The organism is Klebsiella sp. P1954 (assembly GCF_018199955.1).
Lineage (GTDB): Bacteria > Pseudomonadota > Gammaproteobacteria > Enterobacterales > Enterobacteriaceae > Klebsiella > Klebsiella pneumoniae.
On the sequence record NZ_CP073373.1, the window covers coordinates 3098948 to 3124173 of the forward strand.

General features: G+C 52.1%; 22 protein-coding genes. 3 read left to right on the forward strand and 19 right to left on the reverse strand.

Going from position 1 to position 25226, the window contains the following annotated elements:
* Positions 1 to 39: 39 nt before the first annotated feature.
* Positions 40 to 642, reverse strand: a complete 603-nt coding sequence (locus KB890_RS14830) for a YiiQ family protein (RefSeq protein WP_002922908.1) — start codon at positions 640 to 642, stop codon at positions 40 to 42.
* A gap of 112 nt (positions 643 to 754) precedes the next feature.
* Here KB890_RS14830 and KB890_RS14835 point away from each other — a divergent pair, with 112 nt between their 5' ends.
* The gene (locus KB890_RS14835; RefSeq protein WP_002922907.1) at positions 755 to 1183 is read left to right on the forward strand and encodes a DUF805 domain-containing protein; all 429 of its coding nucleotides are present in this window, start codon (positions 755 to 757) and stop codon (positions 1181 to 1183) included.
* Here the strand turns inward: KB890_RS14835 and fpr are convergent, their stop codons facing one another.
* The 7 genes from fpr to gmk all read right to left on the reverse strand — a co-directional run bounded on the left by fpr (position 1184) and on the right by gmk (position 9013).
* The gene (gene fpr / locus KB890_RS14840) at positions 1184 to 1930 is read right to left on the reverse strand and encodes a ferredoxin--NADP(+) reductase (RefSeq protein WP_004173895.1); all 747 of its coding nucleotides are present in this window, start codon (positions 1928 to 1930) and stop codon (positions 1184 to 1186) included.
* Between the two features lie 150 nt (positions 1931 to 2080).
* Positions 2081 to 3091, reverse strand: coding sequence for a class II fructose-bisphosphatase (glpX, locus tag KB890_RS14845; RefSeq protein WP_004181540.1), 1011 nt, complete (start codon positions 3089 to 3091; stop codon positions 2081 to 2083).
* 48 nt (positions 3092 to 3139) lie between these two features.
* Positions 3140 to 5221, reverse strand: a complete 2082-nt coding sequence (recG, locus tag KB890_RS14850) for an ATP-dependent DNA helicase RecG (protein ID WP_004181539.1) — start codon at positions 5219 to 5221, stop codon at positions 3140 to 3142.
* 5 nt (positions 5222 to 5226) lie between these two features.
* A complete protein-coding gene (gene trmH, locus KB890_RS14855) occupies positions 5227 to 5916 on the reverse strand; it encodes a tRNA (guanosine(18)-2'-O)-methyltransferase TrmH (RefSeq protein ID WP_004181538.1) in 690 nt (229 codons plus the stop codon).
* A 4-nt stretch (positions 5917 to 5920) separates the two neighbouring features.
* On the reverse strand, positions 5921 to 8041 hold the full coding sequence (gene spoT / locus KB890_RS14860; protein ID WP_004150214.1) for a bifunctional GTP diphosphokinase/guanosine-3',5'-bis pyrophosphate 3'-pyrophosphohydrolase: 2121 nt from the start codon (positions 8039 to 8041) through the stop codon (positions 5921 to 5923).
* A gap of 18 nt (positions 8042 to 8059) precedes the next feature.
* Positions 8060 to 8335, reverse strand: a complete 276-nt coding sequence (gene rpoZ / locus KB890_RS14865) for a DNA-directed RNA polymerase subunit omega (RefSeq protein WP_000135058.1) — start codon at positions 8333 to 8335, stop codon at positions 8060 to 8062.
* A 54-nt stretch (positions 8336 to 8389) separates the two neighbouring features.
* The gene (gmk, locus tag KB890_RS14870) at positions 8390 to 9013 is read right to left on the reverse strand and encodes a guanylate kinase (protein ID WP_002922664.1); all 624 of its coding nucleotides are present in this window, start codon (positions 9011 to 9013) and stop codon (positions 8390 to 8392) included.
* A gap of 258 nt (positions 9014 to 9271) precedes the next feature.
* Between gmk and ligB the strand changes: the two genes are divergently transcribed.
* On the forward strand, positions 9272 to 10948 hold the full coding sequence (gene ligB / locus KB890_RS14875; RefSeq protein WP_004181537.1) for an NAD-dependent DNA ligase LigB: 1677 nt from the start codon (positions 9272 to 9274) through the stop codon (positions 10946 to 10948).
* 5 nt (positions 10949 to 10953) lie between these two features.
* On the opposite strand, the gene KB890_RS14880 is transcribed toward ligB, so the two are convergent.
* Positions 10954 to 11571 (reverse strand): trimeric intracellular cation channel family protein, encoded by a 618-nt coding sequence (locus tag KB890_RS14880; protein WP_002922654.1) that lies wholly within the window; start codon positions 11569 to 11571, stop codon positions 10954 to 10956.
* Between the two features lie 275 nt (positions 11572 to 11846).
* Between KB890_RS14880 and KB890_RS14885 the strand changes: the two genes are divergently transcribed.
* A complete protein-coding gene (locus KB890_RS14885; protein ID WP_004151501.1) occupies positions 11847 to 13097 on the forward strand; it encodes a chloride channel protein in 1251 nt (416 codons plus the stop codon).
* A 55-nt stretch (positions 13098 to 13152) separates the two neighbouring features.
* On the opposite strand, the gene KB890_RS14890 is transcribed toward KB890_RS14885, so the two are convergent.
* The 10 genes from KB890_RS14890 to KB890_RS14935 form a co-directional block, all read right to left on the reverse strand.
* Positions 13153 to 14211, reverse strand: coding sequence for a bifunctional transcriptional activator/DNA repair enzyme AdaA (locus tag KB890_RS14890; RefSeq protein WP_004151500.1), 1059 nt, complete (start codon positions 14209 to 14211; stop codon positions 13153 to 13155).
* 2 nt (positions 14212 to 14213) lie between these two features.
* Positions 14214 to 14960 carry an isocitrate lyase/PEP mutase family protein gene (locus tag KB890_RS14895; protein WP_094965557.1) on the reverse strand — a complete coding sequence of 249 codons (747 nt, stop codon included), beginning with the start codon at positions 14958 to 14960 and terminating at the stop codon, positions 14214 to 14216.
* Between the two features lie 549 nt (positions 14961 to 15509).
* Entirely contained in the window at positions 15510 to 16211 is a 702-nt protein-coding gene (locus KB890_RS14900; RefSeq protein ID WP_046127256.1) for a hypothetical protein, read from the reverse strand.
* The gene (locus tag KB890_RS14905) at positions 16212 to 17402 is read right to left on the reverse strand and encodes a nucleotidyltransferase domain-containing protein (protein ID WP_046127255.1); all 1191 of its coding nucleotides are present in this window, start codon (positions 17400 to 17402) and stop codon (positions 16212 to 16214) included.
* Positions 17395 to 18549, reverse strand: a complete 1155-nt coding sequence (locus KB890_RS14910) for an SAVED domain-containing protein (RefSeq protein ID WP_046127254.1) — start codon at positions 18547 to 18549, stop codon at positions 17395 to 17397. Before KB890_RS14910 ends, KB890_RS14905 begins: the two co-directional genes overlap by 8 nt.
* A gap of 9 nt (positions 18550 to 18558) precedes the next feature.
* The gene (locus tag KB890_RS14915) at positions 18559 to 18927 is read right to left on the reverse strand and encodes a metal-dependent hydrolase (protein ID WP_046127253.1); all 369 of its coding nucleotides are present in this window, start codon (positions 18925 to 18927) and stop codon (positions 18559 to 18561) included.
* 303 nt (positions 18928 to 19230) lie between these two features.
* Entirely contained in the window at positions 19231 to 19782 is a 552-nt protein-coding gene (locus KB890_RS14920; protein ID WP_046127252.1) for a MarR family transcriptional regulator, read from the reverse strand.
* A gap of 22 nt (positions 19783 to 19804) precedes the next feature.
* On the reverse strand, positions 19805 to 20890 hold the full coding sequence (locus tag KB890_RS14925) for an ATP-binding protein (RefSeq protein WP_046127251.1): 1086 nt from the start codon (positions 20888 to 20890) through the stop codon (positions 19805 to 19807).
* Between the two features lie 84 nt (positions 20891 to 20974).
* On the reverse strand, positions 20975 to 24076 hold the full coding sequence (locus tag KB890_RS14930) for an HsdR family type I site-specific deoxyribonuclease (protein ID WP_063073827.1): 3102 nt from the start codon (positions 24074 to 24076) through the stop codon (positions 20975 to 20977).
* On the reverse strand, positions 24069 to 25226 hold the full coding sequence (locus tag KB890_RS14935) for an ATP-binding protein (RefSeq protein ID WP_063073828.1): 1158 nt from the start codon (positions 25224 to 25226) through the stop codon (positions 24069 to 24071). The genes KB890_RS14930 and KB890_RS14935 overlap by 8 nt, the downstream gene beginning before the upstream one ends.

A 25226-nucleotide genomic window follows, 5' to 3' on the forward strand; every position in this document is an offset into this window, starting at 1 on the left:
CAGTATAGAGACTCGTCACTGGAAAGGCTTTGCTTTTTGTCATTTATTGTTACCTTCCAGCGTTTCAGATAGCGCCAGCTTAATCGGTTCAATGGCGAAGGTCAGGCCCTTTTCCCCATGATCTGCCACCACATAGCGCACGGCGCCTTCGGTATCGGCGAAGTAGCGCTTGCCCTTGCCGGCGGCCAGCAGTTTCTGCAGTTTTTGCTGGCTTTGCGCCTGGCTAAAAGTCGGCACGAAGGCGCGGATCATGGCGCTCATATACTCCAGCGCTTTGGTCCTGGCCGCCTTTTGCTCCGGCCCCTGGATCGGCAGCCAGGTGATCTGCATGGATTTGATCTTCAGCGTGCCGCGCTCCAGCGCGGTGGAGGCATAGAGATTTTCGTTAATTTTGCTGGCGGCGCGGGTCAGGTTAGCCCGATCGCGACTGGTGGCGATGGAACGGAATTCGTTCAGAGGCAGCTTTGGGTTATCGGCGTTGAATTTCTCGCGGAACTGACTGATCGACTGGTCAAAGCTCGGCGCGCCGGCGAGCAGGTAGGGCGCTGCCGCGGTCGTCGATTCGCTCTCTGCGGACAACGCGTGCGGGCCGACGGCAAGGCCCATCAGCCCACTTAACCACAAAATTGTCCACTTCTTCATGCCCGTCGTTCCTTTTTTTGCCTGCTGACGATTAAATCGGGAAGCGCGGCGCTTGTCAAAAAGTCACGACGCCAGGGTAAACTACGCAGACGATGATGATAAGGAAAAACGCATGACCCTACAGCAGTGGTTATTCTCAATTAAAGGGCGCATTGGCCGCCGCGATTTCTGGATCTGGATTGCCATCTGGCTGGTGACCATGAGCGCCCTGTTTACCCTGGCAGGCAGCAATCTGCTCAACCTGCAGACGGCGGCGTTTATTATCGTCTGCCTGCTGTGGCCGACGGCGGCGGTGGTGGTCAAGCGGCTGCACGATCGCGGCAAATCCGGGCTGTGGGCGCTGCTGATGGTTCTGGCGTGGATGCTGCTGGCGGGGAACTGGGCGATGTTGCCGCAGGTCTGGCAGTGGGGCGTCGGGCGCTTTGTGCCGACGCTGATTATCGTCATGATGTTGATCGACCTGGGGGCGTTTGTCGGCACCCAGGGCGAGAATAAGTTCGGCAAGGAGACCCAGGACGTGCGCTGGAAAGCGGACGCCTGATTACCAGTAGTGCTCCGCCGTCATATGGCCCGGCCGGCGACGCAGATGTTTGGTCATCTGCCGGGTCTCTTTTAACAGCTGTTGGGTATCGCGCACCATTTGCGGGTTGCCGCACAGCATCACATGGCTGGTGTCGGTGGTCATCGGCAGGCCGACGGCCTCTTCCAGCGCGCCGGTTTCAATCAGAAACGGCACCCGGCCGGTCAGCGAGCCTTCCACGGTTTCGCGGCTGACCACCGTCTGAATACGGAGTTTGCCGGCATAGCGCTGCTCCAGTTCGCGCATTAGCGGCAGATAGCTCAGGTCCGCGGCGTAGCGGACGGCGTGGACCAGCACCAGGTTGTTAAAGCGCTCAAGGTCCTTGCCTTCCTGCAAAATTGACAGGTACGGCCCCAGCGCAGTGCCGGTCGCCAGCATCCACAGGGTATCGCAATCCGGTACCTCCTCGAGGACGAAGAAACCTGCCGCTTCACTCACCACCAGGACTTCATCGCCCGGCTTCAGCGCCGCCAGACGCGGGCTCAGCTTGCCTTCCGGGACGGTGACCAAATAGAACTCGAGGTCGGGATTGCCGGGGGCGTTGACGTAGGAGTAGGCGCGCTGCACGCGTTCGCCGTCGATTTCCAGCCCGAGCTTGGTAAATTGCCCGGCGGTAAACGGATGAACAGGCGCCCGCACGTATAAACTGAACAAGGCGTCCGTCCAGTACTCCACTTTTGTCACTTTGCCGCTAACCCAGTCCGCCATCGTCTTCTCCTGTTGCCAAGCGATGCCTTATCTTCGGTCCAGACGAGCCAGATTTCCACCCCGAAGGCGCAAGAAAGCTCTATTGATCAAATATAAACGAAGAACAGGGCAACCGCCTGCGGACGGTTGCCTGGGAGAGAAAAAACGGTATTACAGGATGTGCTGCTGGATGTCCGGATCTTTACGGTCGAGGTAATGAATCGACTGAATACGACGGATAGTGCGCGACTTGCCGCGGATCAGCAGCGTCTCGGTGGTGGCCATGTTGCCCTTGCGGGTGATGCCGTCCAGCAGATCGCCTTTGGTGATCCCGGTGGCGGAGAAGACGACGTTATCGCTGCGCGCCATTTCATCCAGACGCAGCACTTTGCCCGCTTCAATGCCCATGGTTTTGCAGCGCGCCAGCTCATTTTCACCGATGCGGCGGTTCTCTTCGTTATCGCCCTTCACGTGGTGGCGAGCCAGCAGGCGCCCCTGCATATCCCCGTCGAGGGCGCGGATCACCGCGGCGGAAACCACCCCTTCCGGTGCGCCGCCGATGCCGTACAGTACGTCGACTTCGCTATCCGGCATGCAGGTGAGAATAGAGGCCGCGACGTCGCCATCGGGAATAGCGAACACGCGCACGCCCAGCTGCTGCAGCTGGGCAATGACCGCGTCGTGGCGCGGTTTCGCCAGCACGGTGACGGTCAGCTCGCCCAGCGGCTTGTTCAGGGCGCGGGCGATATTGTGCAGGTTCTCTTCCAGCGGCAGATTAAGGTCGATAGCGCCTTTAGCGCCCGGGCCGACGATCAGCTTTTCCATATACATATCCGGCGCGTTGAGGAAGCTGCCCTTATCGCCGACCGCCATCACCGCCAGGGCGTTGGCCTGGCCCATCGCCGTCATGCGGGTGCCTTCGATGGGATCGACGGCGATATCTACCGCATCGCCCTTGCCGGTACCCACTTTTTCGCCGATATAGAGCATCGGCGCTTCATCGATTTCGCCCTCGCCGATGACGATGGTGCCGTCGATATTGACGAGGTTAAGCATAATGCGCATGGCGTTAACCGCTGCGCCGTCGGCGGTATTCTTATCGCCGCGGCCCAGCCATTTATAGCCCGCCAGCGCGGCGGCTTCGGTGACACGCGAAAATTCGATGGCCAGTTCTCGTTTCATAATCCACTCGTTGTGTAGAAAAGTTGCCCGCAGCGCGGCAAAAGCGCGCTACGCGTTGGAATAGCGTTCGGTTTCCGGCATCCAGCGCTCGATAAGCGCCTGGGCCTGCAGCGGATAGCGTTCATGAATGTGGCGAGCAATGCGCTGGACATCGGGGATCATCGCCTGATCGCGCAGTAAGTCCGCCACTTTAAATTCGGCGTTGCCGGTCTGGCGGGTGCCGAGCAGCTCGCCGGGACCGCGAATTTCGAGGTCTTTCTGGGCAATGACGAAACCATCGTTGCTGTCGCGCAGGACCTGCAGACGTTTCTGCGCCGTTTTGGAGAGCGGCGATTTATAGAGTAGCACGCAGTGGGAAGCGACTGCGCCGCGCCCGACGCGCCCTCTGAGCTGATGCAGCTGCGCCAGACCCAGACGTTCCGGGTTTTCGATAATCATCAGGCTTGAGTTAGGCACGTCGACGCCGACTTCAATCACCGTGGTGGCTACCAGCAGATGCATCTCACCCTGCTTGAAGGCCTGCATCACGGCCTGCTTCTCCGCCGGTTTCATCCGCCCGTGGACGAGGCCGATATTGAGCTCCGGCAGCGCCTGTTTGAGCTCTTCCCAGGTGGCTTCCGCCGCCTGGGCTTCCAGCAGATCGGACTCTTCAATCAGCGTACAGACCCAATAGGCCTGGCGACCTTCATGGGTACAGGCGTTGCGCACGCGGTCGATAATATCGCTGCGCCGGGTGTCGGGGATGGCGACGGTGGTCACCGGAGTTCGGCCTGGCGGCAGCTCGTCGATAATCGAGGTGTCCAGATCGGCGTAGGCGGTCATCGCCAGGGTGCGGGGGATCGGCGTGGCGGTCATGATCAGCTGATGCGGGTGGAATCCCTGCTGCTGACCTTTCTCCCACAGCGCCAGCCGCTGATGCACGCCGAAGCGGTGCTGTTCGTCGATAATCACCAACGCCAGGCCGTTAAACTGCACCTGCTCCTGGAAGATGGCGTGAGTGCCGACAATCATCTGCACTTCGCCGCTGGCGATAGCCTCCTGCTGCGCCTGACGGGCTTTGCCTTTCTGTTTGCCCGCCAGCCAGCCGACTTCTATGCCCAGCGGTTCGAACCAGTTGCGGAAGTTATTGGCATGCTGCTCGGCAAGCAGTTCGGTGGGCGCCATCAGCGCCACCTGTTTGCCGTGGACGATAGCGCGCAAGGCGGCCAGGGCAGCGACCAGCGTTTTACCGGAGCCAACGTCGCCCTGCACCAGGCGCATCATCGGCACGTCCAGCGCCATATCGTGTTCAATCTCGGCGGTAACCCGCGCCTGCGCGCCGGTGGGCTTAAAGGGCAGGGAGGCCAGCAGTTGGTTTTTCAGGGTATCGTTGGCGCCGAGCGGCAGGGCGTGATAGCGCTGGGCGCCTGCCCGTAGCGCCAGCATGCTGAGGTTATGCGCCAGCAGCTCTTCCAGAATCAGACGCTGCTGCGCCGGGTGCTTGCCGCTTTCCAGCTCGCTAAGTTGCAAGGAGGGAGGCGGGCGGTGCAGCGTACGCAGCGCCTCCGGCAGGCTCATCATCCCCTGCGCCAGCTCCGGCGGCAGGAGTTCGCTAATCGCGCAGGTTTCCAGGAGCTCAAGCGCCTGATCGGTGAGCTTGCGCAGGGTCGCCTGCTTGATGCCTTCGGTGGTCGGATAGACTGGGGTTAACGTTTCCTGCAGCTCCGGAGTACTCATATCGCCCTGGACGCGATATTCCGGGTGGATCATCTCGGCGCCGTACTTCCCGCGTTTGGCTTCACCGTAGGCCAGTACCCGACGACCGGTCGCGAGGCTGTTTTTCATCGCCGCGTTGAAGTTGAAAAAGCGCATGGTGAGGATGCCGGTGCCGTCGCTGATCTGGCAGGTCATCATCCGCCGGCCGCCGAAGGTGATATTGCTGTTGAGCACTTCACCTTCCACGGTGGCATAAACTCCGGGAAGTAGCTCGGCTATCGGGTAAAGATGGGTGCGATCTTCGTAGCGTAAAGGCAGGTGCAGCAGCAGATCCTGTACCGTATGCAGGCCAATCTTCGCCAGTTTGCTGCTCTGCGCAGCGCCCACACCGGTGAGTGAACTGAGCGGAACGGCATCTAACAGGCGGCCTGACATTGGGTTTACCTCGCAGCCTGCATGGTAGCCCACCACGCGGCATCGGCTTCCACTTCGCCCTGCTCGTTAACGTGGGGGTAAGGCAGACCTTTTTGTCTGGCGACGCGGGCCAGCACCGGATAGCCGCCTTCGAACAGCAGGCGCTGCTGCTCTTGCGGCGGCAGCATGCTGTTGGCGCGTTGGTACATCCCGGCATTCTGCCGCTGGCGCTGCGCCTCGTAGAGGATCAGCGCCGAGGCGACGGAGACGTTCAGCGACTGCACCATGCCGATCATCGGGATAATGATGTCCTGATCGGCCAGCGCCAGCGCTTCCTGGGTGATGCCGGTTTTTTCCTGACCCATCAGGATGCAGGTTGGACGCGTATAGTCGATTTCACGAAAATCGATGGCTTTGTCGGAAAGGTGAGTGGCAAGAATTTGCATGCCCTGGCCTTTCAGGTGGCCGACGGCATCTGCGATAGTGCGGTGGGTTTTAACCTGCACCCAGCTGTTGCTGCCCGCGGCGGCGGAGGCCATGGTACGCATCCGGCTGCTCGGCCAGACGGCATGCACTTCGTGTACGCCAACGGCATCTGCGGTCCGGATGACCGCAGAGACGTTATGAGGCTTATGGACCTGCTCCATGCAGACCGTCAGGTCAGGCTGACGCCTGGCGAGCATCTCGCAGATACGCTCGTAGCGCTTTGAGTTCATAAAGCTAGTTTCGGTTACGGGTGACTTTAATCACGTCCGGCATGACGCGGATTTTGCGCATGATATTCGCCAGATGCACGCGGTCGCGCGCGGTCAGGCGGATAAAGGCGCTGTATACGCGGCCATCTTTCTCTTCCGTATTCAGGCTCTGGATATTGGAAGACGCGGTGTTGATCGCCGCCGTCAGGTTAGCCAGCGCGCCCTGGTGGTTAAACATGTCCACCTTGATTTCGGTGATGAACTCCTGAGCGGTCTCTTTATCCCACTCAACCGCCATAAATTTCTCCGGCTCTTTCTGATAGCCGCGAATGTTACGACAGGATTCATGGTGGATAACCAGCCCTTTACCCGGGCTGACGTGGGCGATAATCGGGTCACCTGGAATTGGACGACAGCACTTGGCGAAGGTGATCAACACGCCATCGGCGCCTTTGATTGGCAGATGACCGTGGTTCGACGCGTTAGCCGGTACCGGCGCCGCAGCGGCTTCGCCCTGTTGCAGGTTTTTTGCCACCACGACGCTCATGGCGTTGCCCAGACCGATTTCCGCCAGCAGATCGTCAAGCGAGGCCAGCTTCATGCGATCGAGTTCGCGCTGGATATTCTCCGGTGGGATCTCGGCGAGTTTGCGGCTTCCGCCCAGCGCGTGATTGAGCAGACGACGGCCAAGGCTGACCGAATCGTCGCGCTTAAGGTTTTTCAGCAGCTGACGGATTTTGGCGCGCGCTTTCGAGCTGACGACAAAGTTCAGCCAGGCGGCGTTCGGGCGAGCGCCCGGCGCGGTGATAATTTCGACAGTCTGACCGCTGGAGAGTGGCTGCGACAGCGGATAGGGCTGACGGTCGACGCGCGCGCCGACGCAGGCATGACCGATATCGGTATGCACCGCGTAGGCGAAGTCCACCGGCGTGGCGCCAGCAGGCAGTTCGACAATGCGCCCTTCCGGGGTGAAAACGTAAATCTCATCGGGGAACAGATCGGATTTTACGCTCTCGATAAATTCAAACGAGCTACCGGCGCTCTGCTGCAGCTCCAGCAGGCTTTGCATCCAGCGCTGAGCGCGGATCTGCGCGGTGGTGCTGCTTTCGCCGCCGTGCTCTTTATAAGCCCAGTGCGCCGCTACCCCCATCTCCGCCATCTGGTCCATGTCTTCGGTACGAATTTGTACCTCGACCGGGACGCCGTGGGGGCCGATCATCGAGGTGTGCAAAGACTGATAGCCGTTAGCTTTCGGAATGGCGATATAGTCTTTAAAACGACCCGGACGCGGTTTGTAGAGGCTGTGCATCTGGCCGAGCACGCGATAGCAGATATCGGCATCATGGACGATAACGCGGAAGGCGTAGATATCCATGATCGAGTGAAAACGTTGCTCTTTGAGCACCATTTTACAGTAGATGGAGTATAGATGCTTCTCGCGACCGCTGACGCGGCAGGGGATCCCCGCTTCCTGCAAACGCCCTTCGATTTCGGAGAGGATCTTTTGAATCATCTCCTTACGGTTGCCGCGCGCCGCTTTGACCACCTCTTTAATGACGCGGTAGCGATTAGGGTACAGTGCTTCAAAGCCCAGCTCTTCGAGCTCGGTTTTGATGTGATGGATACCTAAACGGTGCGCCAGCGGGCTGTAAATTTCCAGCGTTTCGCGGGCGATGCGGCGGCGTTTATCCGGGCGCAGCGAGCCCAGAGTACGCATGTTGTGGGTGCGGTCGGCAAGCTTGATGAGGATGACGCGAATGTCCTGCACCATCGCCATGATCATTTTGCGAAAGTTTTCGGCCTGCGCCTCTTTCTTATCGCGGAACTTGAGCTTATCAAGTTTCGACACCCCCTCTACCAGCTCGGCGACGCTTTTACCAAAAAGCTGTTCCATGTCCTGATAGGTGGCGGGGGTATCTTCAATCACATCATGCAGCAGCGCGGCCATCAGCGTTTCATAGTCGAGCTTCATCTCGGCCAGAATGCAGGCTACCGCGACCGGGTGCGTGATATAGGGTTCACCGCTTGAACGTGTCTGACCCTCGTGAGCGTCACGTGCAACGAGATACGCCTGCCGCAGACGCTTAATCTGGTCTTCCGGCAGGTAGTTTTGAATCAGCTGATTCAGGCTTTCAAACAGATACAAGGGCGACCCGCTGTGTGATTAACGACGACCTTCAGCAATCGCGGTAACGGCTTGTAATTCAGCGGCTTCCTGCTCTTGCTGTTCCTGGCGCTCACGTACGTCGAGGATCTGGTTGTTGATCAGACCTTCTTCGATTTCGCGCAGTGCGATAACGGTGGTTTTATCGTTTTCTTCCGGTACCAGCGGATCCTTTCCGCCAACCTGCATCTGACGAGCGCGACGCGCGGCGACCAGTACCAGGTCAAAACGGTTACCAATTTTCTCTACAGCGTCCTGAACAGTTACGCGTGCCATACTTAAAATGCTCCACAGGTGAAGAAATGACTGGGCATGATACTGAATGTGGGTTCAGTCTGCCAATAGTTTGGTGATTAAAGCGCCATGTCGCTGCTTTTGGCGGCTCATGCGCAGACGTTCAGCGCGGATGATATTTTTCAGGTCGCTCAGGGCGGTGTCAAAATCATCGTTCACAATCAGGTAATCATATTCCGCGTAATGGCTCATTTCCGCAACGGCCTGGGCCATCCGTTTCGCGATCACCTCTTCGCTGTCCTGGCCGCGGCCGCGCAGGCGACGGTCCAGTTCATCTTTTGACGGCGGCAGAATAAAAATACTGCGCGCGCCGGGCATGCTTTTACGGATCTGCTGCGCGCCTTGCCAGTCGATATCGAGGAAGACATCGACGCCGGTCGCCAGCACCTGCTCGATCGCTTTACGCGACGTGCCGTAATAGTTGCCAAAGACCTCTGCATGTTCCAGAAACGCGTTTTCGCCAATCATCGAGCGGAATTCGTCGTGATTCACGAAGAAATAGTGTTCGCCGTGCACTTCACCCGGACGCGGCGCCCGCGTGGTATGGGAGACCGATACCTGGGTGTCATACAACGGTTGGGTTTTTAATAAAGCCTGAATCAGGCTGGATTTACCCGCGCCGCTAGGGGCGGAAACAATATAAAGCGTGCCTTGAGCCATGAGTGTCTTTTGTATGTGGTTATCGAAAGAGGTCCTACATACGAGCCTATTATACACGTCGCCGCGGCGTGACGCAGTCATTGTCACACTTTTTGCCGCTGTTTCTTTCATTTTGCCTGCCGTTTTCCTGAATTCGCCAGCCGTTGCTGCAATGAGGCGTAAATCCTGGAAGGCGCTTCGCAAGGCGAAAAAGCTTCCGTCGCGGCTCGCGGCATTCTGCAGCAGACTCTCCGCCAGGTGATGGAGGAGGGGACTGCAATGCGTAAAGGAGGGTGGTGGCTGGCGTTAGGGATGTTCTCTGCCAGCGCGCTGGCGACGTGTCCGGACTGGCCGCCGGCCAGAGGAAGGCAGGAGACATCACGCCTTCATCAGCAAATTGTCGCCTGGAAAGAGGCTTACTGGCGGCAGGGCGCCAGCGGAGTGAGCGATGACGTTTACGACCAGCTCACCCTGCGCCTGGCGCAGTGGCGACAATGCTTTCCGGGCGCGACGCCTGAGGATGACGATCTGCCTCCGCCCACCGGCGATGCGCGTCATCCGGTGGCCCATACCGGCGTGCGCAAGCTGGCGGATGAGGACAGCGTTGCCCGCTGGATGAAAAATAAATCCGACCTGTGGATACAGCCTAAAGTGGACGGCGTGGCGGTGACTCTCGTTTATCGCCAGGGGCGTCTGGTTCAGGCCATTAGCCGCGGCGATGGTCTACGCGGTGAGGCATGGACCGCCCGAGCCCGGCAGATCCCGGCGCTGGCGAAAGTGATGACCGGTGAACTGGCCGACAGCGTACTGCAGGGGGAACTCTTTCTGCGCCGGGACGGCCATGTCCAGCAGCACGCCGGGGGGATGAATGCGCGGGCGAAAGTCGCCGGGTTGATGATGCGAGCCGACGCGGCGGCGGCGCTCAGCCAACTGGACGTCTTTATCTGGGCCTGGCCAGACGGTCCGTCCGATATGCGCCGTCGTCAGCAGCTGCTGGCGCAGGCGGGGTTTAAGTACAGCGGACAATATACCCATCCGGTGTCGCGCATCGAGCAGGTGGCGCAGTGGCGCCAGCGCTGGTATCGCTCGCCGCTGCCCTTCGTCAGCGACGGTGTGATTGTGCGCGAAGGACGCGAGCCGCCGGGGCGAGTCTGGTCGCCCGGAAAGGGCGAGTGGCTGGCAGCCTGGAAATATCCTCCGGCATCGCGGGTGATGCAGGTACGGGCGATCCGTTTCAGTACCGGCCGCAGCGGCAGACTCAACGTGGTGGCCGAGCTTGAGCCCCAGCGGCTGGATGATAAACGCGTGCAGCGGGTTAACGTTGGCTCTGTGTCCCGCTGGCAGATGCTGGATATTGGGGTTGGCGATCAGCTGCAGATCAGTCTGGCAGGGCAGGGTATTCCTCGGGTCGACGCCGTCGTCTGGCGGACGGCCGAGCGCCATAAACCGACGCCGCCGCCGGCGAAATTTAATGCGCTAACCTGCTATTTCGCCACCCCTGAGTGCAGCGAACAGTTTCTTTCCAGGCTGATCTGGTTGTCATCAAAGTCCGCCCTGAATGTCGATGGCGTGGGGGAAAATTTATGGCGCGTCATTCAGCAGCAAAACCCGATGACGCATATCTTTTCCTGGCTGGCGCTTACCGTTGAGCAGCTGCAGGCGGTGCCAGGGATTTCCGCCGCCCGCGGGCAGCACCTCTGGCATCAGTTTGATCTCGTTCGCAAACGACCTTTTATCCGCTGGGTGCTGGCGATGGGGATCCCGGTGCCGCAGGGGGCGCTGGCGCAGCTCGAAAGCGAGAACTGGCATTTGCTGGCGGCAAAAAGTGAAGCGCAATGGCGCACGCTGCCGGGCGTGGGGGAGATCAGAGCCCGCCAGCTGGTGGCTTTCCTGCACCATCCGGACGTGGTGGCGCTGGCGCAATGGCTTAGCGGGCAGCGCATCCCCGGATTTTAAGGCGGTTAGTGGGCGTCATGGGTGTAGTGGAAGACCGGTAGCCCCAGTTTCCAGCGTAGCGCCAGCATGCGGGCGGTAAAGCCGAACAGCAGTGTAGCCAGCACCACCACATCGTGGCTGCTGACGTAATGTTGCAGAGCAATATAGAGTACGGCTGCGGCAAAGGAGATCCCGGCATACAGCTCTTTCTGGAAGACCAGCGGAATGCGTTTGCAGAACATATCGCGCAGTACGCCGCCGAAGACACCGGTGATCACGGCGGCAATAGAGGCGATAACCGGGCCTTCGCCCATGTCCAGGGCGATCTGCGCGCCGATGATGGAAAACACGATCAGCCCCAGCGCGTCCAGCACCAGAAACAGCCGACGAAGGTGCGGCATCACCGGAGCGGCAATGGTCGTGAGGACAGCGGCGACGGCGACAATGATGACATATTCGGGATGCTTCACCCAACCAAGAGGATAGTGCCCCAGCAGGATATCGCGAACGGAACCCCCGCCCAGCGCGGTCGCAGTGGCGATAATGATGACGCCAAACGTATCCATCCGCCGGCGCCCGGCAGCCAGTGCGCCGGTCATGGCTTCCGCGGTGATACCGATTAAATACAGAACATGAAGCAGCATAGATCCCCCCAGGTAATGGCGGGCAGGTTAACGATTTGTGCGCAGGATCACGATTGAGATTTTCTAAAGCGAATCATTTACGCCAGGAAAAATTAATGGAAATAGTATCTGTGATGGCTTGATTTAAAGGTTTATTGATTTTTTAGGGATTTTTATTGATTAGAAAAAGTAATGCTAAGTGAAGCGATGGGTATCACTATCGAAAACACTATGATTACGCAATGTTTAAGTCTCGCCCTTTATTCTTTTATTTTTCCTTTTCAAGGCCTGAGAAAATGAGCGTCGCCGCCGGGAATAAAAATCATCTGATCCGCCTGATAGCCGTGGTATTAACCGGGATTCTGGCCGGTCTGTCCGGCATGGTTTTGGCACTGATTTTACACGCGATTCAGCACCTGGCTTTTGGTTACAGTTATGGGCAGATCGTCGGTTCGGTGTCATTTTTACAGGGCGTCACGGAGTCGTCCTGGCCACGCCGCATCGTGGCAATCGTGGCCGGCGGCGCCGTCGCCGGATTTGGCTGGTGGCTGCTTGGTCGCTATGGGCAGAGGCGGGTTTCCATTGCGGCGGCGGTGGCCAACCCCTGCGTACCCATGCCCGCGGGCACCACGACGATCCACGCGCTGCTGCAGATCGTCACCGTAGCGCTGGGCTCCCCGCTTGGCCGCGAAGTGGCGCCCCGGGAAATGGGCGCGCTGGGGGCGGGGATGGTGGCGCGTAAGCTGCGCCTGCTGGAAGATGAAACCCGCACGCTGATTGCCTGTGGGGCGGGCGCGGGTCTGGCGGCGGTCTATAACGTCCCGCTGGCCGGGGCGTTGTTCAGCCTTGAGGTCATGCTGCTGTCGTTTAGCTGGGAAAAAACGCTGGCGGCGATGATGACCTCGGCGATTGCCGCCTGGACGGCCACCCTGGGGTTAGGGGATGAATCGCAATACCATTTTGTTTCCAGCGCACTTCCGCACACCTTTCTCTGGTGGGCGATTCTGGCGGGCCCGATTCTTGGCACCGGCGCCTGGCTCTTTCGCAAAGCGACCAGCGCGGCGCGTTCACGCGCGCGAAGTAACTGGCAGATGCCGGTGTTCTGTCTGCTGGGGTTTTCTCTTCTTGCCATCCTGAGTCTTTATTTCCCCGAGCTTCCGGGCAATGGCAAGGGTCCAATGCAGCTGGCGCTCAGCGACGGGCTGCCTCTCTCCATGGTCGCTGTCCTGTTAGTATTGAAGATGGTGGTGATTCTGGCGGTGCTGCGCGGCGGCGCGGAGGGTGGATTGTTAACCCCAGGGCTGGCGGTGGGCGGATTGGTCAGCCTGCTGCTCTGCGCGCTCTGGCAGCTCGGCTTCCCTGGCGGTGATAAAAGCAGCTTCGCTGTGGTGGGGGCGGCCGCGTTTCTCGCCGCCTCCATGCAGATGCCGTTGACCGCAGTGGCGCTGGTGATGGAGTTCACCCACATGGATCACAGCTATCTGGCTCCGGCGCTGCTGTGCGCGGCAGGGGCGTTTTTAACCTGCCGGGTGCTGGATAAAAAATAGGCTTACCGAGCCGCGGTGAAAGTCAGGGAGGGGCCCGTTGATCCTGAAAGTAAAATCAGCCGCGTTTTTCCCTGATGGTTGCCTCATGGTTAATAAGCCATATTTTTCGTGCAATGCCGCCGCCGTAACCGGTCATCGAACCATCTTTGCCGATAATTCGATGGCACGGGATGATAATCGCGACGCGGTTAGCGCCGTTTGCAGCAGCCACCGCGCGCGTGGCCGTTGGTTTACCTATCTCCATCGCAATCGATTGATAATGCGTCGTCTCACCGAAGCTAACGTGCTGTAAACGGCGCCAGACCGCTCGCTGGAATTCGCTGCCTGGGGTATCAAGCGCCACCTCGAACGATTGACGCTGTCCGGCGAAATACTCCGTTATTTCCTGTTGCGCCTGCCTGGTGTGGGCATTTTCACCTGCGATGATGCTGGCGTTGAACCGCCGCTGCAGGTCGCTGAATTCTGACTCCAGCGCTCGTCTGTCGACAAACTCCAGCAGACAAATTCCCCGTTGCGTTGCACAAACAAACATTGGCCCTAACGGGGTGGTAAAACGATGAATTAAAACAACCTGGCGTTGCGCGCTGGGTGCGAAACCGGTCAATTTTTTGCAGGTATAGCCGAAGCCGCTTAAGGACTCGTAACCGCTATCGAAAGCGACATCGGTAGTTGAGCGGCCTGCTTTTAATTCCTGAAGCGCCATATTCAAACGCTGCATCCGTTGAAAAGCCTGAAAGGTGATCCCGTGGTTTTGCAGGAACCAGCGGCGAACGCGTTCCGGGCTAATATCGTGCTGACGTAGCTCGCTATCGCTGAGGCGGACCTTTGGAGCTTCTCGCAGCAGGCGGAGCGCTTGTTCAACAAAGGCGGGGGCCGTCCGGGCATTCTCCGTCGGGCGACAGACTTTGCATGGCCGGAAGCCGGCATCCAGCGCGGATTTAAAGTCATTATAAAATTCGACGTTTTCCCGCCGGGGTTTTCGCGCCCGACAGACCGAGATACAAAATACGCCGGTGGTTTTCACGCCGACGAAAAAAACGCCGGTGAATTCCACCGCGCGTTCAAGCAGCGCCTGATACCAGATATCGCACTGCATGCTGTCGGTAATTTTCATGGTCAAAAAACACCTGAGAAAGAGTGTTGGGTTTGCGCCTGACATAATAAGTCTTTCAGTCTGGCCTGCGTCGCAGCATAAATAAAATTGCCCATCGAAATTCGTTTTACGCCCAGTGTCGATAAGGTGCTGAAGTCAGCCAGCTCAGGCATACACATTACGTTTAAGGGTAAAGGCACGTGGTGAACGATGGCGGTAATATCCTCCGCGCGGGTGACGCAAGGCACAAAAAAACCGCATGCGCCGTGTTTGGCGTAGAGTTGACCGCGATAGAGCGTTTGAACCAGCGCATCTTGTACGTTGAGAAGAAAGGTATCGGTGCGGACATTAACAAACAGACCGGGACAGGCGCGGGTGATTTCCTGCAGTTTGACGGCAAAGCGCTCCGCATCGTCAAGACGACGCGTACTATCCACCACATGACTATCCTCGAGATTTATTCCACTCACGCCGAGATGCGCCAGACGCCGGATATTGTCAATGATGTGGCTGGTTGTCGCGCCGTAGCCCGCCTCTAAATCGACGCTTAACGGCAGTTCGCTAACGGTTTTGATGCGTGAGACGACATAAAACAGCTCGTCAAAACTCATCTCTTCGCCATCTTCATACCCTAACATTGCGGCGATAGCAGCGCTGGAGGATCCCAGCGCCTGATAACCAGCCTGCTGAGCAGCCTGAGCGCTGCTGGCATCCCAGACATTGGCAAGCAACAAAGGTTGGTTTTGCTGGTGAAGCGCATTAAAGTCCATTCTTTTCTCTCGCGGTAGTGTTTTCCTGACTGTGCCGCGTTGTGCTTATTTGCCACAACCGAAAACTGGACGACTATTTTTTATAAGTAGATTCTTATCATTCGCCCGTGAGAGAGATAAATAAAAAGGCCATGATTTATCATGGCCCTGGATACCGAAATACATTAACAAACGAGAAAGCGTTACTCGATATTCTGGATCTGCTTGTAAACTAAAATTTTATTTTTAAATAAAAACAAATAGTTATGAATGTTGCTGGTCTTTTTATTATATTCACTACCCAATTTACTACCCACGAAGACTATCTCATTACTAGGTAGTTATAAGAAAGTACTAGCCATAATAACAAACTGGGAGAAGTGGGAAACTGGGAATTTTATAGCTAGTTTTACTTTTTGTTAGGTAACGTCGATAGTAGTACGTGGAACATTTGGAATCTTAGATATGATACTTTACAGCTCCAACCTTTTAAAGCCAGTCTAAATAATAGGCAGTGGGCTTCCCAAGTATTTGTATCGTAGCCAAGAAATAATATCGGTTGTTAGGATGCTATTTGTTTTTTGAACTTAATTTACGCGACTTTTTCCTAGGTTTTTCAATTGGAGTGAAAGATTCTAACAAATGGAAGCGAAACCATCGGCGACGCTCAACTTGACGAAACTCATTCAAGACAAACCGATAGTCACACGAGCCAAGACGATCACCACAACCACATGGACAAGGTAATTTATTTGCCTCACGCTTGCGCAAACCTAACGCTTTCAGTGCCCGTAGAACTGATGCTTTACCATTGATATTGAACAACTGAGAATAATCATCAATCAGGCCTTTCTCACCATGGTCCAGTTCGCCATAAGGAAAGTTGCCAAATTCAACCCTATGGGACACCGAATAAAGAAACCTGACAACAATCTTTTCGAAAAAGGTTGTCAATGACGAGTCGGTTTTCAAAATTGACTTAATTTTCAGGTCTGAGCCAAGACAAAATGATCCATCAGAGTAAGTATGGAAGTCCTGATTACGAGGAAAGTAACCAGCGGTATCAAACACCACTGGTAAAGCCCTAGGATAATCACTTGGGCATACAATCCTTAGAGAAAATGTTCGCTCTATAAACCGACTTCCAGCTAGCTGTGCTTTTAACAGATACTCTCCCTGCAACTCAACCTTATCTGCATGGACATCTACTAATCTAATGTTCGGATAGGCCGAGAGAAAAGCCTCTAGGCCTACAGCCTTCCAGTGCTTCATCTATTGCTTAAACCATGGCTTTGGATCAGATGATTGAATTGCGAAAGTTGGTTTTGCTGTCACCGCAGGAATCCCCAAGAGACGTGCTACCGAACTTGAATCAAGCTTCAGATCCAAACCATTTTGCGCCGCATTTACTATTCGTTGCGTATCATCACTTGAGCAAAGAGCACTAAAATCAGCTCTAGCTTGATACAGCCATTTATAAAAGTTTTCTTGTAATCGGTATTGAGCAGATTTTTCGTCATACCACTTGTCTGCAAAATCTTCGGCTGGGTTAACTGGGTTCGGAATCATTGGCGCTTGTGCAGAAATATGGTCATCCATCTCGGAGAGCACCGTATTCAACGCTGAAGCCAAATCACTTTCACCTTTATATGATTTAGCTGCCAATGTAGTGATGATTACCGATATTGGCTTACTATCCTCATTGTTTTTGAACATAGTGTCACGATGACGCTTCAATAATTGGATCACCTGTTGTAAGGGTGTCTTCCATTGATAATATGGCAGACTATCTATACTGGCTTTAAATCGCATTTCACGTTCGTTTATTACTAACCGTGCCGTCTTCATGCGCGTTTCAAACCATCGAGCATATCCTTCAGGATTGCTGATACGCCAATTTTCATCCACAACTGCATAAGTGGAATCTGTGTTGTCGGTAATCGAAACTGCAAGCTGAGACACGTTTTGAGCCAAGTTTTCATCAAACTTAGAGTTTTCGACCATCCGCTTTTTCAACAGTCCTCTTCCTGTATCACTCTCTGGCACACACGGAACTATGTCCATGTGAAAGCTAAGCCCATCGGCATACTCTAAGCGCCAACAACGTTTCTTCTCGGCTAGCTCTTCCTTAATGCCTCTGGCGTTTCGATAAAGCTCTAATTCATGACCGATTAGGTGCTTTAGTTGCTTTTGAGTGATAGACGTTTTATCCAGGCCACGCCGAAGATTGCACCCCATGTCTAGGTCATACTGTTCTTCTGAATCGGGCCTAATCGCCGTACCTAGACGAAAGGAACCTTGAGAAAAAACGTGGGGATCAAAATTCACACATGTTGACTCTGGGCGATGTAACCAATCACCTAGATCCTTATAGCGTTTTTCAGCCTTTTCATAAGCACTGTCAGGTAGCTCAATTTTTTCGAGAATTGTGTTTAGAACATCGTTACTTTTGCTATTACTCATATAGATCTCCCCGGAGCTCGATTGCCATTACAAATTGTTGTGTTTTTATGTCGTGGTCATAAATAAGCCATGGCATATCAGCCTTAGGCATTCTGGCCCGTCCTAATTCGACGGCACACGATACTGGCATCACAGGAAAAATTTGCAGTGGCGTCGCATCCCCGTGTGTATTTTTGATTTCAACAATCAGCTTTCTTATGCACTTTCTGAACAAGGAGAGCTGCTGCTTTGACTGCATGAAATCATTATGAGGCTGCTTGATAGTCACTTCCCAAATCGATGTATCTGGCCCTATAACCCCAGTAATTCGCTCATGCGACACATGGTCACTCAAAGAAAGTAGCAGGGCTGGCTTTCCCTCCATATTTTGAGGTCTGTTGATGATGTACTCAAAATCATCTGAACAGTCTTGCCAAAACCAGCCTTTAGGCTCTCGATGCAGCTGATAAGTCTCGACGTCAATTTTGTCGGTGAGCAAAGCGCCAAGTTTTATTAACAATGGTTGAGGAGCTAACGCGAACAATGAAAAATGCTTACAAGAGTCCTCTTCGATGATTGATGAAATTTTACTTTGAAAACGTTTCGTTAGGTGTTGCGACTCTGCTTGCCAATATTGTTCAGAGTGATCTTTCAGCTCTGATACCATGGATAGTGTCACTGGCTTTTCAGTTGCCGGATACCAATTCGGAAACATTGCCTCAACACAACTGTGATAATTTATCGGTGATCTTTCAGTTCCAATATTGGCACCATATAAAACAACATTTGATTTGCGATCAGGAGCAATGCCCGTGAGGATTTCTATACGTTGCTCATGCTGCATTTTCCAACTAATCAAGAGGTCGGCTGGATACCTATCTTCGCTGCCTTTTTGGTCAATTTTTTTGTGACAGTCGTAGCACAGCAACATAAGGTTGCTGACGTCATTCAAACTGGTTGGCTTGGTTTTAAAGAGTCCCCAACCACGAGGCCCATTCTCAGAAAATGCGTAAATATGTGCATTTTGAGAGACATTGACCGATTCCTGGGTCACCGCTGATTTGTATAACAATTTATTGCACCCGCTAAACTGACAACGAGCAGCTGCGCGAGCCCAAAGCTCCCGCTCAACAGGACGCTTAATGTGCCTCGTGACTTCAACGACCATTCAAATCTCCTATAGTTTGCCAATTAAAGGAAGTGAGCGCGGTGTTGTCGCATCACAAAGCAAATGGCTGACATAAGCACATCCGGCAATTAGTCCCAGCCCGCGAAGACACTGATCAATTGCCTCTTCCGGTTGCCACTCATACAAATGTTTAAGACCAACACCTAGTGCAGTTAACACAAATAAACTGTGGCAAAACTGGCGATGATGAGGGTTACCCAAAGAGGGTTCCAAAATATCTGGAAGCTTGCCAAATAGAGAGCCAACCGTAATGGCAGTTACAGGATGGTGACTGACAGCTTGTTTTTTGTTGTCCGCCAGGGCAACGGTTAAACCAACCGCAGCCCCGACGACCAAATGGGTTTTACCATTAGCCAAACTACTTCTCCTTCCTGACACCTTTAAAAGGTGTTTTGTCGGATGTCTTTACATCCATGAATCGACCAGTATCAGCATCTCGCTTTACCCAATGTCCGCTTGGCGTCTGAGTCTGAGATCTACCTTTAACGGCACCGTTTCTGTGTCCGTCACCTGATGGGGGATTTGTAGCCATAAAGCCTCCTATTCTGCTTAACTTAATCACATTTATCAGATATTAATAAAAAAGATCCAAAGGATCTGATCAAATAATAACCTTCAATTCTGATTAACGCAAGCAGATTAACCAGAAAATCAAAAAAACTACAAAATTGATCGGTAGACAAATTCCAGTCCACCTGACTCTGCCACTTCTTTTTGACCTAACACAAGACCTGTAGCATGAAGCTTCTTCAATCGACCACTGGCATTCTGTGCTGAAATGTCAAAGTGCTTAGATACATGTGACGAAGTCACTGTCTTTTTTGCAATAACAAAATCGAGAAGCTCTTTAACAGTCGCACTAAGTTTCACACCGAGCACTTCGTAACCGCTATCGCTCTTGACTAGAAGAGGTTGATCCTTGGCTGTAGCGCCATAAGACCAATTGTCCAGAAGGTCACGACTCGGTACATTAGAAAGGTAAAAACCTTTTTCTCCTTTCAATGCTTTAGCCAACGAGATTACACTTTCACGAGGAAATGAAGCATCAGTGAATCGAATCCCTTCCAAGCTGATAGCAAAAATATCGCATGATGGATGGCCATCAACGATCTTTTTAATCTTCACATAGGCTTCGCTACCTTCGTCGTTACCAAAGGCATGATCAGACCCTACGACTTCTGAAAGAAGAATTTTATGAGTTAACTGTTTCATCTGCTTAAGTTGACACTATTAATCAGAAACTGTCAACATAGAAGTCAAAACAAATATGGGTTCCTGTGATAGGGACTAACCCTCGTTCTTCATAAACATTGATGAGTTGTCCCTTTGAGTATTCCAAAGCCAATGAGAAAGTTAACTGCCTAATAAATATGATAACTTTCTCTTTGCTAGCGTGCTCTCGGCTACTCTTAAACCCGAGTCCCCGACCTTTACCAAAGCGACTAACCTCACCAGATGTAAATGCTTTTTGAACGAGCGCAATATCATTCTCAACAGTTTCCGCAGAAAACTGTGCGTACAATTTCGGATGTTCGCTTTGTAACGTTGTTCTCAAGGTAGTGGCAATACCTAAGCCAGAGTCCGATATGACAGTTTGAATATGCTTTGGTTTATTATACGGTCGATATACTTGCAGACCTGCTAGTCCGGGTATTTTGGATTCACTGTGATCAGTTACGTTGCCTACGAGCTCTGAAAAAACAGTCTTAGCCGCTAAGAAATAGCTAGTTGAAGAATGCTCAACAAACCTGTCGCCCAAACGAATTACAAGCTCTTTGTTTTGGGTTGGCTGTGCAATTTCCCCTAGTTCGACCAAGGTATCGCTATTATCCCGATAAGTTTTAGCTGCTGACAAAACGGGTCTATCAGGAAGGCAAGTAACACTTTGACTAAGATAGTCAAAGAAGCCATTTCTGCTGAAGAAGCTGTGTGTGTTAGGACATGCTGTAGTATCTATCAGCACATCCTTCCCATTAGCGATAAGCTGATTTGCGAGCGCGAGGAAACGTGCTAAGGCTATAAGCAAAAACTTGCATTCAGCGCCAAATCTGAATGTTACCTTGCTTATATCTTTATGATACACAAGTTTACCTATAGCGGCTTCAAAGTCTTTAGCATCAATCCAACCGGTAGCGAAGTCGATTTCCACATGCTGAGTCTGAATTAGATACCATTCATGATCTGAGTTTTTCACAAACGTATCCTGATTTTTGTGAAGAAACGAATTCACTTGAGACTTATCCAGCTTCAATTCCTTTGCAATTTGACGTCCTTTTAATCCAGGTGACTGATGTAACAAATCTGAAATTATCCTCAGCAAACCATCTCCTCCATAGTTCTTATCCTTAAGAAAGTTTGATACTTCCGTTTATTCACTAGCGACGCCCTTGTTGGGTTAAAGCTGCTATATATTCCCACCCACACCTTTGAACTTCTCAACAAATGCAGCGATCTTTTGAAAGACACTCTGTTTCTTGGTGAGATATTGCGGATTTAATGGACTCATCTTGGGCAGAATAGCATTCAACTGGGTTCCTGCATCGCTGGCATACTCCCGCTTTAGTGAAGTAGTGATATAGCGTCTGGCTTCTTCAGCATTCAGTTTTTCTGTATTTATCAGTTCCTCTGCTTCGCGTTGTTGCTCGGCTTGGGCGAAGGAGAAAAAAGCTTCGATTATACTGGCTTTGTCGCCAATCTGATCGAGGTCGGTTTCATTGATGAAATCTACCACTAGGCTTTCTTTGGCACGGTTACCGAGGCTGGCGCGGATCACGCGGCGAACTTCTTCTACTAGGTCCGTTTTACTCTTGTTCTTCTTGTTATGCTCGAAGATCAGCTCCAGAATGTAATCGAGATTGATTTCTTGCGACTTGAGCAGGTCAACCTCAAATATCACGTCATCCCAGTCGATGGTGGATTTCTCTTTTTCTTCGGCTGATTTTTGGCGGCGCTGCCAGTCTCGAATGTCGTTGTAGGTTGAACGATAATCCTGAACCTTACGCTCTGGTGGCAGGCGAATGGTTTGTAGTTCAGCCAGCTTTTTATCATCTAAATAATGTTCAGCTTTAAATACTTCTACGGCCTCCGGATCACTCATATCCAAGGTTTGTAAGGCCTTCAGTCTGGCAAACTCATCGTAGTTTTGCAGGATATTCTCGATGCGCAGGAATTCGCCAAAGAGTTTTGCAAACGCCTTTTTGTCCGATTCTTTTTCAATGTTGGCCGGATCAGGAAAGCGTTGCTCTAGATCGCTTACCACATCCATAAATCCGCGCCGAGCTTCACCGGTAACAATATCGGTAAAGCCTTCCATGTATTCTGTGTAGCTCTTTTCCAACACGACATTTTTGGTATTTTTATCACCAAACAGAGTGATGGCATCGACAGTGGCTTTTTCCAAATCACGGAAGGTGACGATGTTGCCAAAGGTTTTGGTCGCATCATAAATGCGGTTGGTACGCGAATAGGCTTGCATTAATCCGTGGTAACGCAAGTTCTTATCAACGAACAAAGTATTTAGTGTTGGTGCATCGAAACCAGTGAGGAACATGCCAACCACAATCAGCAAATCGATTTCTTTAGTTTTTACCCGCTTTGCCAAGTCACGGTAGTAGTTCTGGAAGCCGTTACTGTCGATACTGAAATTGGTCTTGAAGTATGCGTTATAGTCGGCAATGGCCGCATTTAAGAACTCCTTGGCGCTACTGTTCATCGCCGATACTTCAAAGCTTTCATCCGCTATATCACCAATAGCATCTTGCTCTTCATTAGCGGCAAAGGAAAAAATCGTGGCAATTTTTAGCGGTCTTTCGCTACCAGATTGCAACTTATTGAGCGATTCGTAGTACAGTTTGGCGGCATCCACGCTGCTTACTGCAAACATCGCATTAAACCCTTTCCCGTTCGCTTGCAGACGATGTGTTTTCTGGCGATAGTTGTTCAGAATGTACTGAGATATCTCTCTAATTCGCTCCGGGTGCAGCAGTGCCTGTTTGTTCTCCAATGCACTAAGTTTATTCTCGTCCTGTTCGGTTTCTATATCCTTAAACTGCGGGCGTACATCGTTGTAGTCCACTTTGAATTTGAGCACCTTTTCATCGCGGATGGCATCGGTGATGACATAAGAATGCAATTCCCGGCCAAACACACTGGCAGTGGTTTCTGCGCCTAACGCGTTTTGCGGGAAGATTGGCGTACCAGTAAAACCAAACTGGTAGAAGCGTTTAAACTTTTTCTTCAAGTTCTTCTGGGCTTCACCAAACTGGCTGCGGTGACACTCATCGAAGATAAAAACTACCTGCTTGTTGTAAATAGACAGGTCGCCTTCGCTTTTCATTAGATTATTGAGTTTCTGGATAGTTGTTACGATGATCTTGTTATCATCCTTGTCTAGGTTTCGTTTTAAACCTGCTGTACTATCGGAGCCATTCACACTATCGGGCGAAAAGCGCTGGTACTCTTTCATTGTTTGGTAATCGAGGTCTTTGCGGTCGACTACAAAGAACACCTTGTCGATAAACTCCAATTCAGTGGCCAACCGGGCGGCCTTAAAGCTGGTTAAGGTTTTACCTGAGCCTGTGGTATGCCAGATAAACCCTCCGCTTTCTGGTTTGCACCAATTTTTAGCTTCGAACGAACTTTTAATTTTCCATAAAATGCGTTCAGTAGCTGCAATCTGATAGGGACGCATCACCAGCAAGGTATCGCTGACGTCGAACACCGAATAATGCAATAGGACGTTCAGTAGTGTGTGCTTTTGCAAAAAGGTGGCGGTGAAGTCTTTTAGGTCTTTGATCAGCGTGTTGTCTGACTTCGCCCAGTTCATAGTGAAGTCGTAACTGTGTTTATTACGTTGAGTTGTATTAGCAAAATATCGACTGTCGGTGCCGTTTGAGATAACAAACAACTGCAAATATTTGAACAACGAATGCTCGCTGTTAAAGCTCTCTTTGCTGTAACGGTGTACCTGGTTAAACGCTTCTCGAATGGCTACGCCACGCTTTTTCAGCTCAATTTGCACCAACGGTAAACCATTCACCAATATTGTCACATCGTAGCGGTTGGCATGACTGCCAGTTTGCTCAAACTGCTTAACCACCTGCACTTTATTGCGTGCGATATTCTTTTTATCAACCAGGTAGATGTTTTTGATGCGGCCATCGTCGAAAACAAAGTCGTGGATATAGTCGTCGTGGATCTTGCGGGTTTTATCTACGATGGTATCGCTGGGTTTGTCCAAGTAAGTTTCAACGAAGCGCTTCCACTCCCCCTCTAAAAACTTTACATTGTTGAGGGATTGCAGTTGTTCCCTCACATTTGCCAACATGGCTTCTGGGTTATTCAGAGTAGGAAGGTATTCATAGCCTTGGTTGACCAAATCCTGGATCAGTTCCCGCTCGAGATCGCCTTCACTCTGGTAACTTTCAGCGACTTTCCATTCTTGGCGGTATCTGTCAAGGACGATAAACCGATTAGATTCGGCGATGGGTTTGGTGTAATCAACCATGTTGTTCTTCCTGCTTCCAGAAGCCATATTCATTCTTTAAATGATCCAATAAGAACTTCACTGTTTGTTTTTCGGGTTCTGTTGGTTCGGCTACTTCTTCGTTTGATAATGTTCGATGGCTGTAAAAATTCATAACCAACCTCGAATAAGACTGTTTGTTCTCAGGTAATAAATCTGACCACTGAGGGTAGCCTAAAAAGTTGGCTACTTTTTCGTACAGGTTTCGAAGTAGCGTAAAATGGTAGCGTTGAACTTCATTTTTTTCGATGGCCTGCTCAATTAAGCGTTTGATGTACAAGTGGTAAGAGAAGCTCTTATTCGAGTCGCCTTGCTTGTCTTCCATGTCGAAAGTGCCGTCTTCATAACGCTTGAGAATATACCCATTCTTGGCTTTGATGCCATTGTAAAGTACGTTGTAAAACAATGGATTATGAGTGGATACAATGAATTTAAGCCCTGATTCACTAGACCGTATTAACTCTGCTAAGTCGATAGCCAATTCAATCAAGTGGTTTTCATCAAGAGAGCTAACAGGGTCATCAATAAACACATATTCCAACTGATCAAACTGATTGGATTCACGCTCACCAGGCTCAGCCACATTGAGAATAGTAATTACCTGATCTAATAAAGTGTAAAAAATACTCCAGATAAAGTTACTTTCTTCGCCTTTGGAAATTTTCAGGTTACCGGATTGCTCATCATCGCCACGTTCAAGAGAGAAGGTTACTTCTGAAAATTCTTTTATTGTGACTTCGTTACCATCTTTGTCTTCGGTTTTATATTCTTGATTAAACCGAGGTGTTAGCTTGTCATTCGCATAACGCTGAAAGTTAGCAATGATATTTTGGTCTTGCCCTTGCTCTTTAAGAATCCAGTCAGTAAAGCTGTTTGGCTGAATTTTTAATTTTGGCTCACTGTCGCCTTGTAAATCATTATCCCAATAAAATAAATCCTCAGTGAATGCATTGTAATAAAGGATTTTGTTGCGCGTAGGCTCTGTTTCATCGCCTGCGTTCCTTGGGGAAATAAGCTCTTTAAACTCGCGCGACAAACGTGTTTTACCTGTGCCATTAAATGCATATATCAATTGTGTCTTTTTGTCGCTAGCTTTTAATTCCTCAGCTATTTCGGTTAGTGTTTTGCTCAT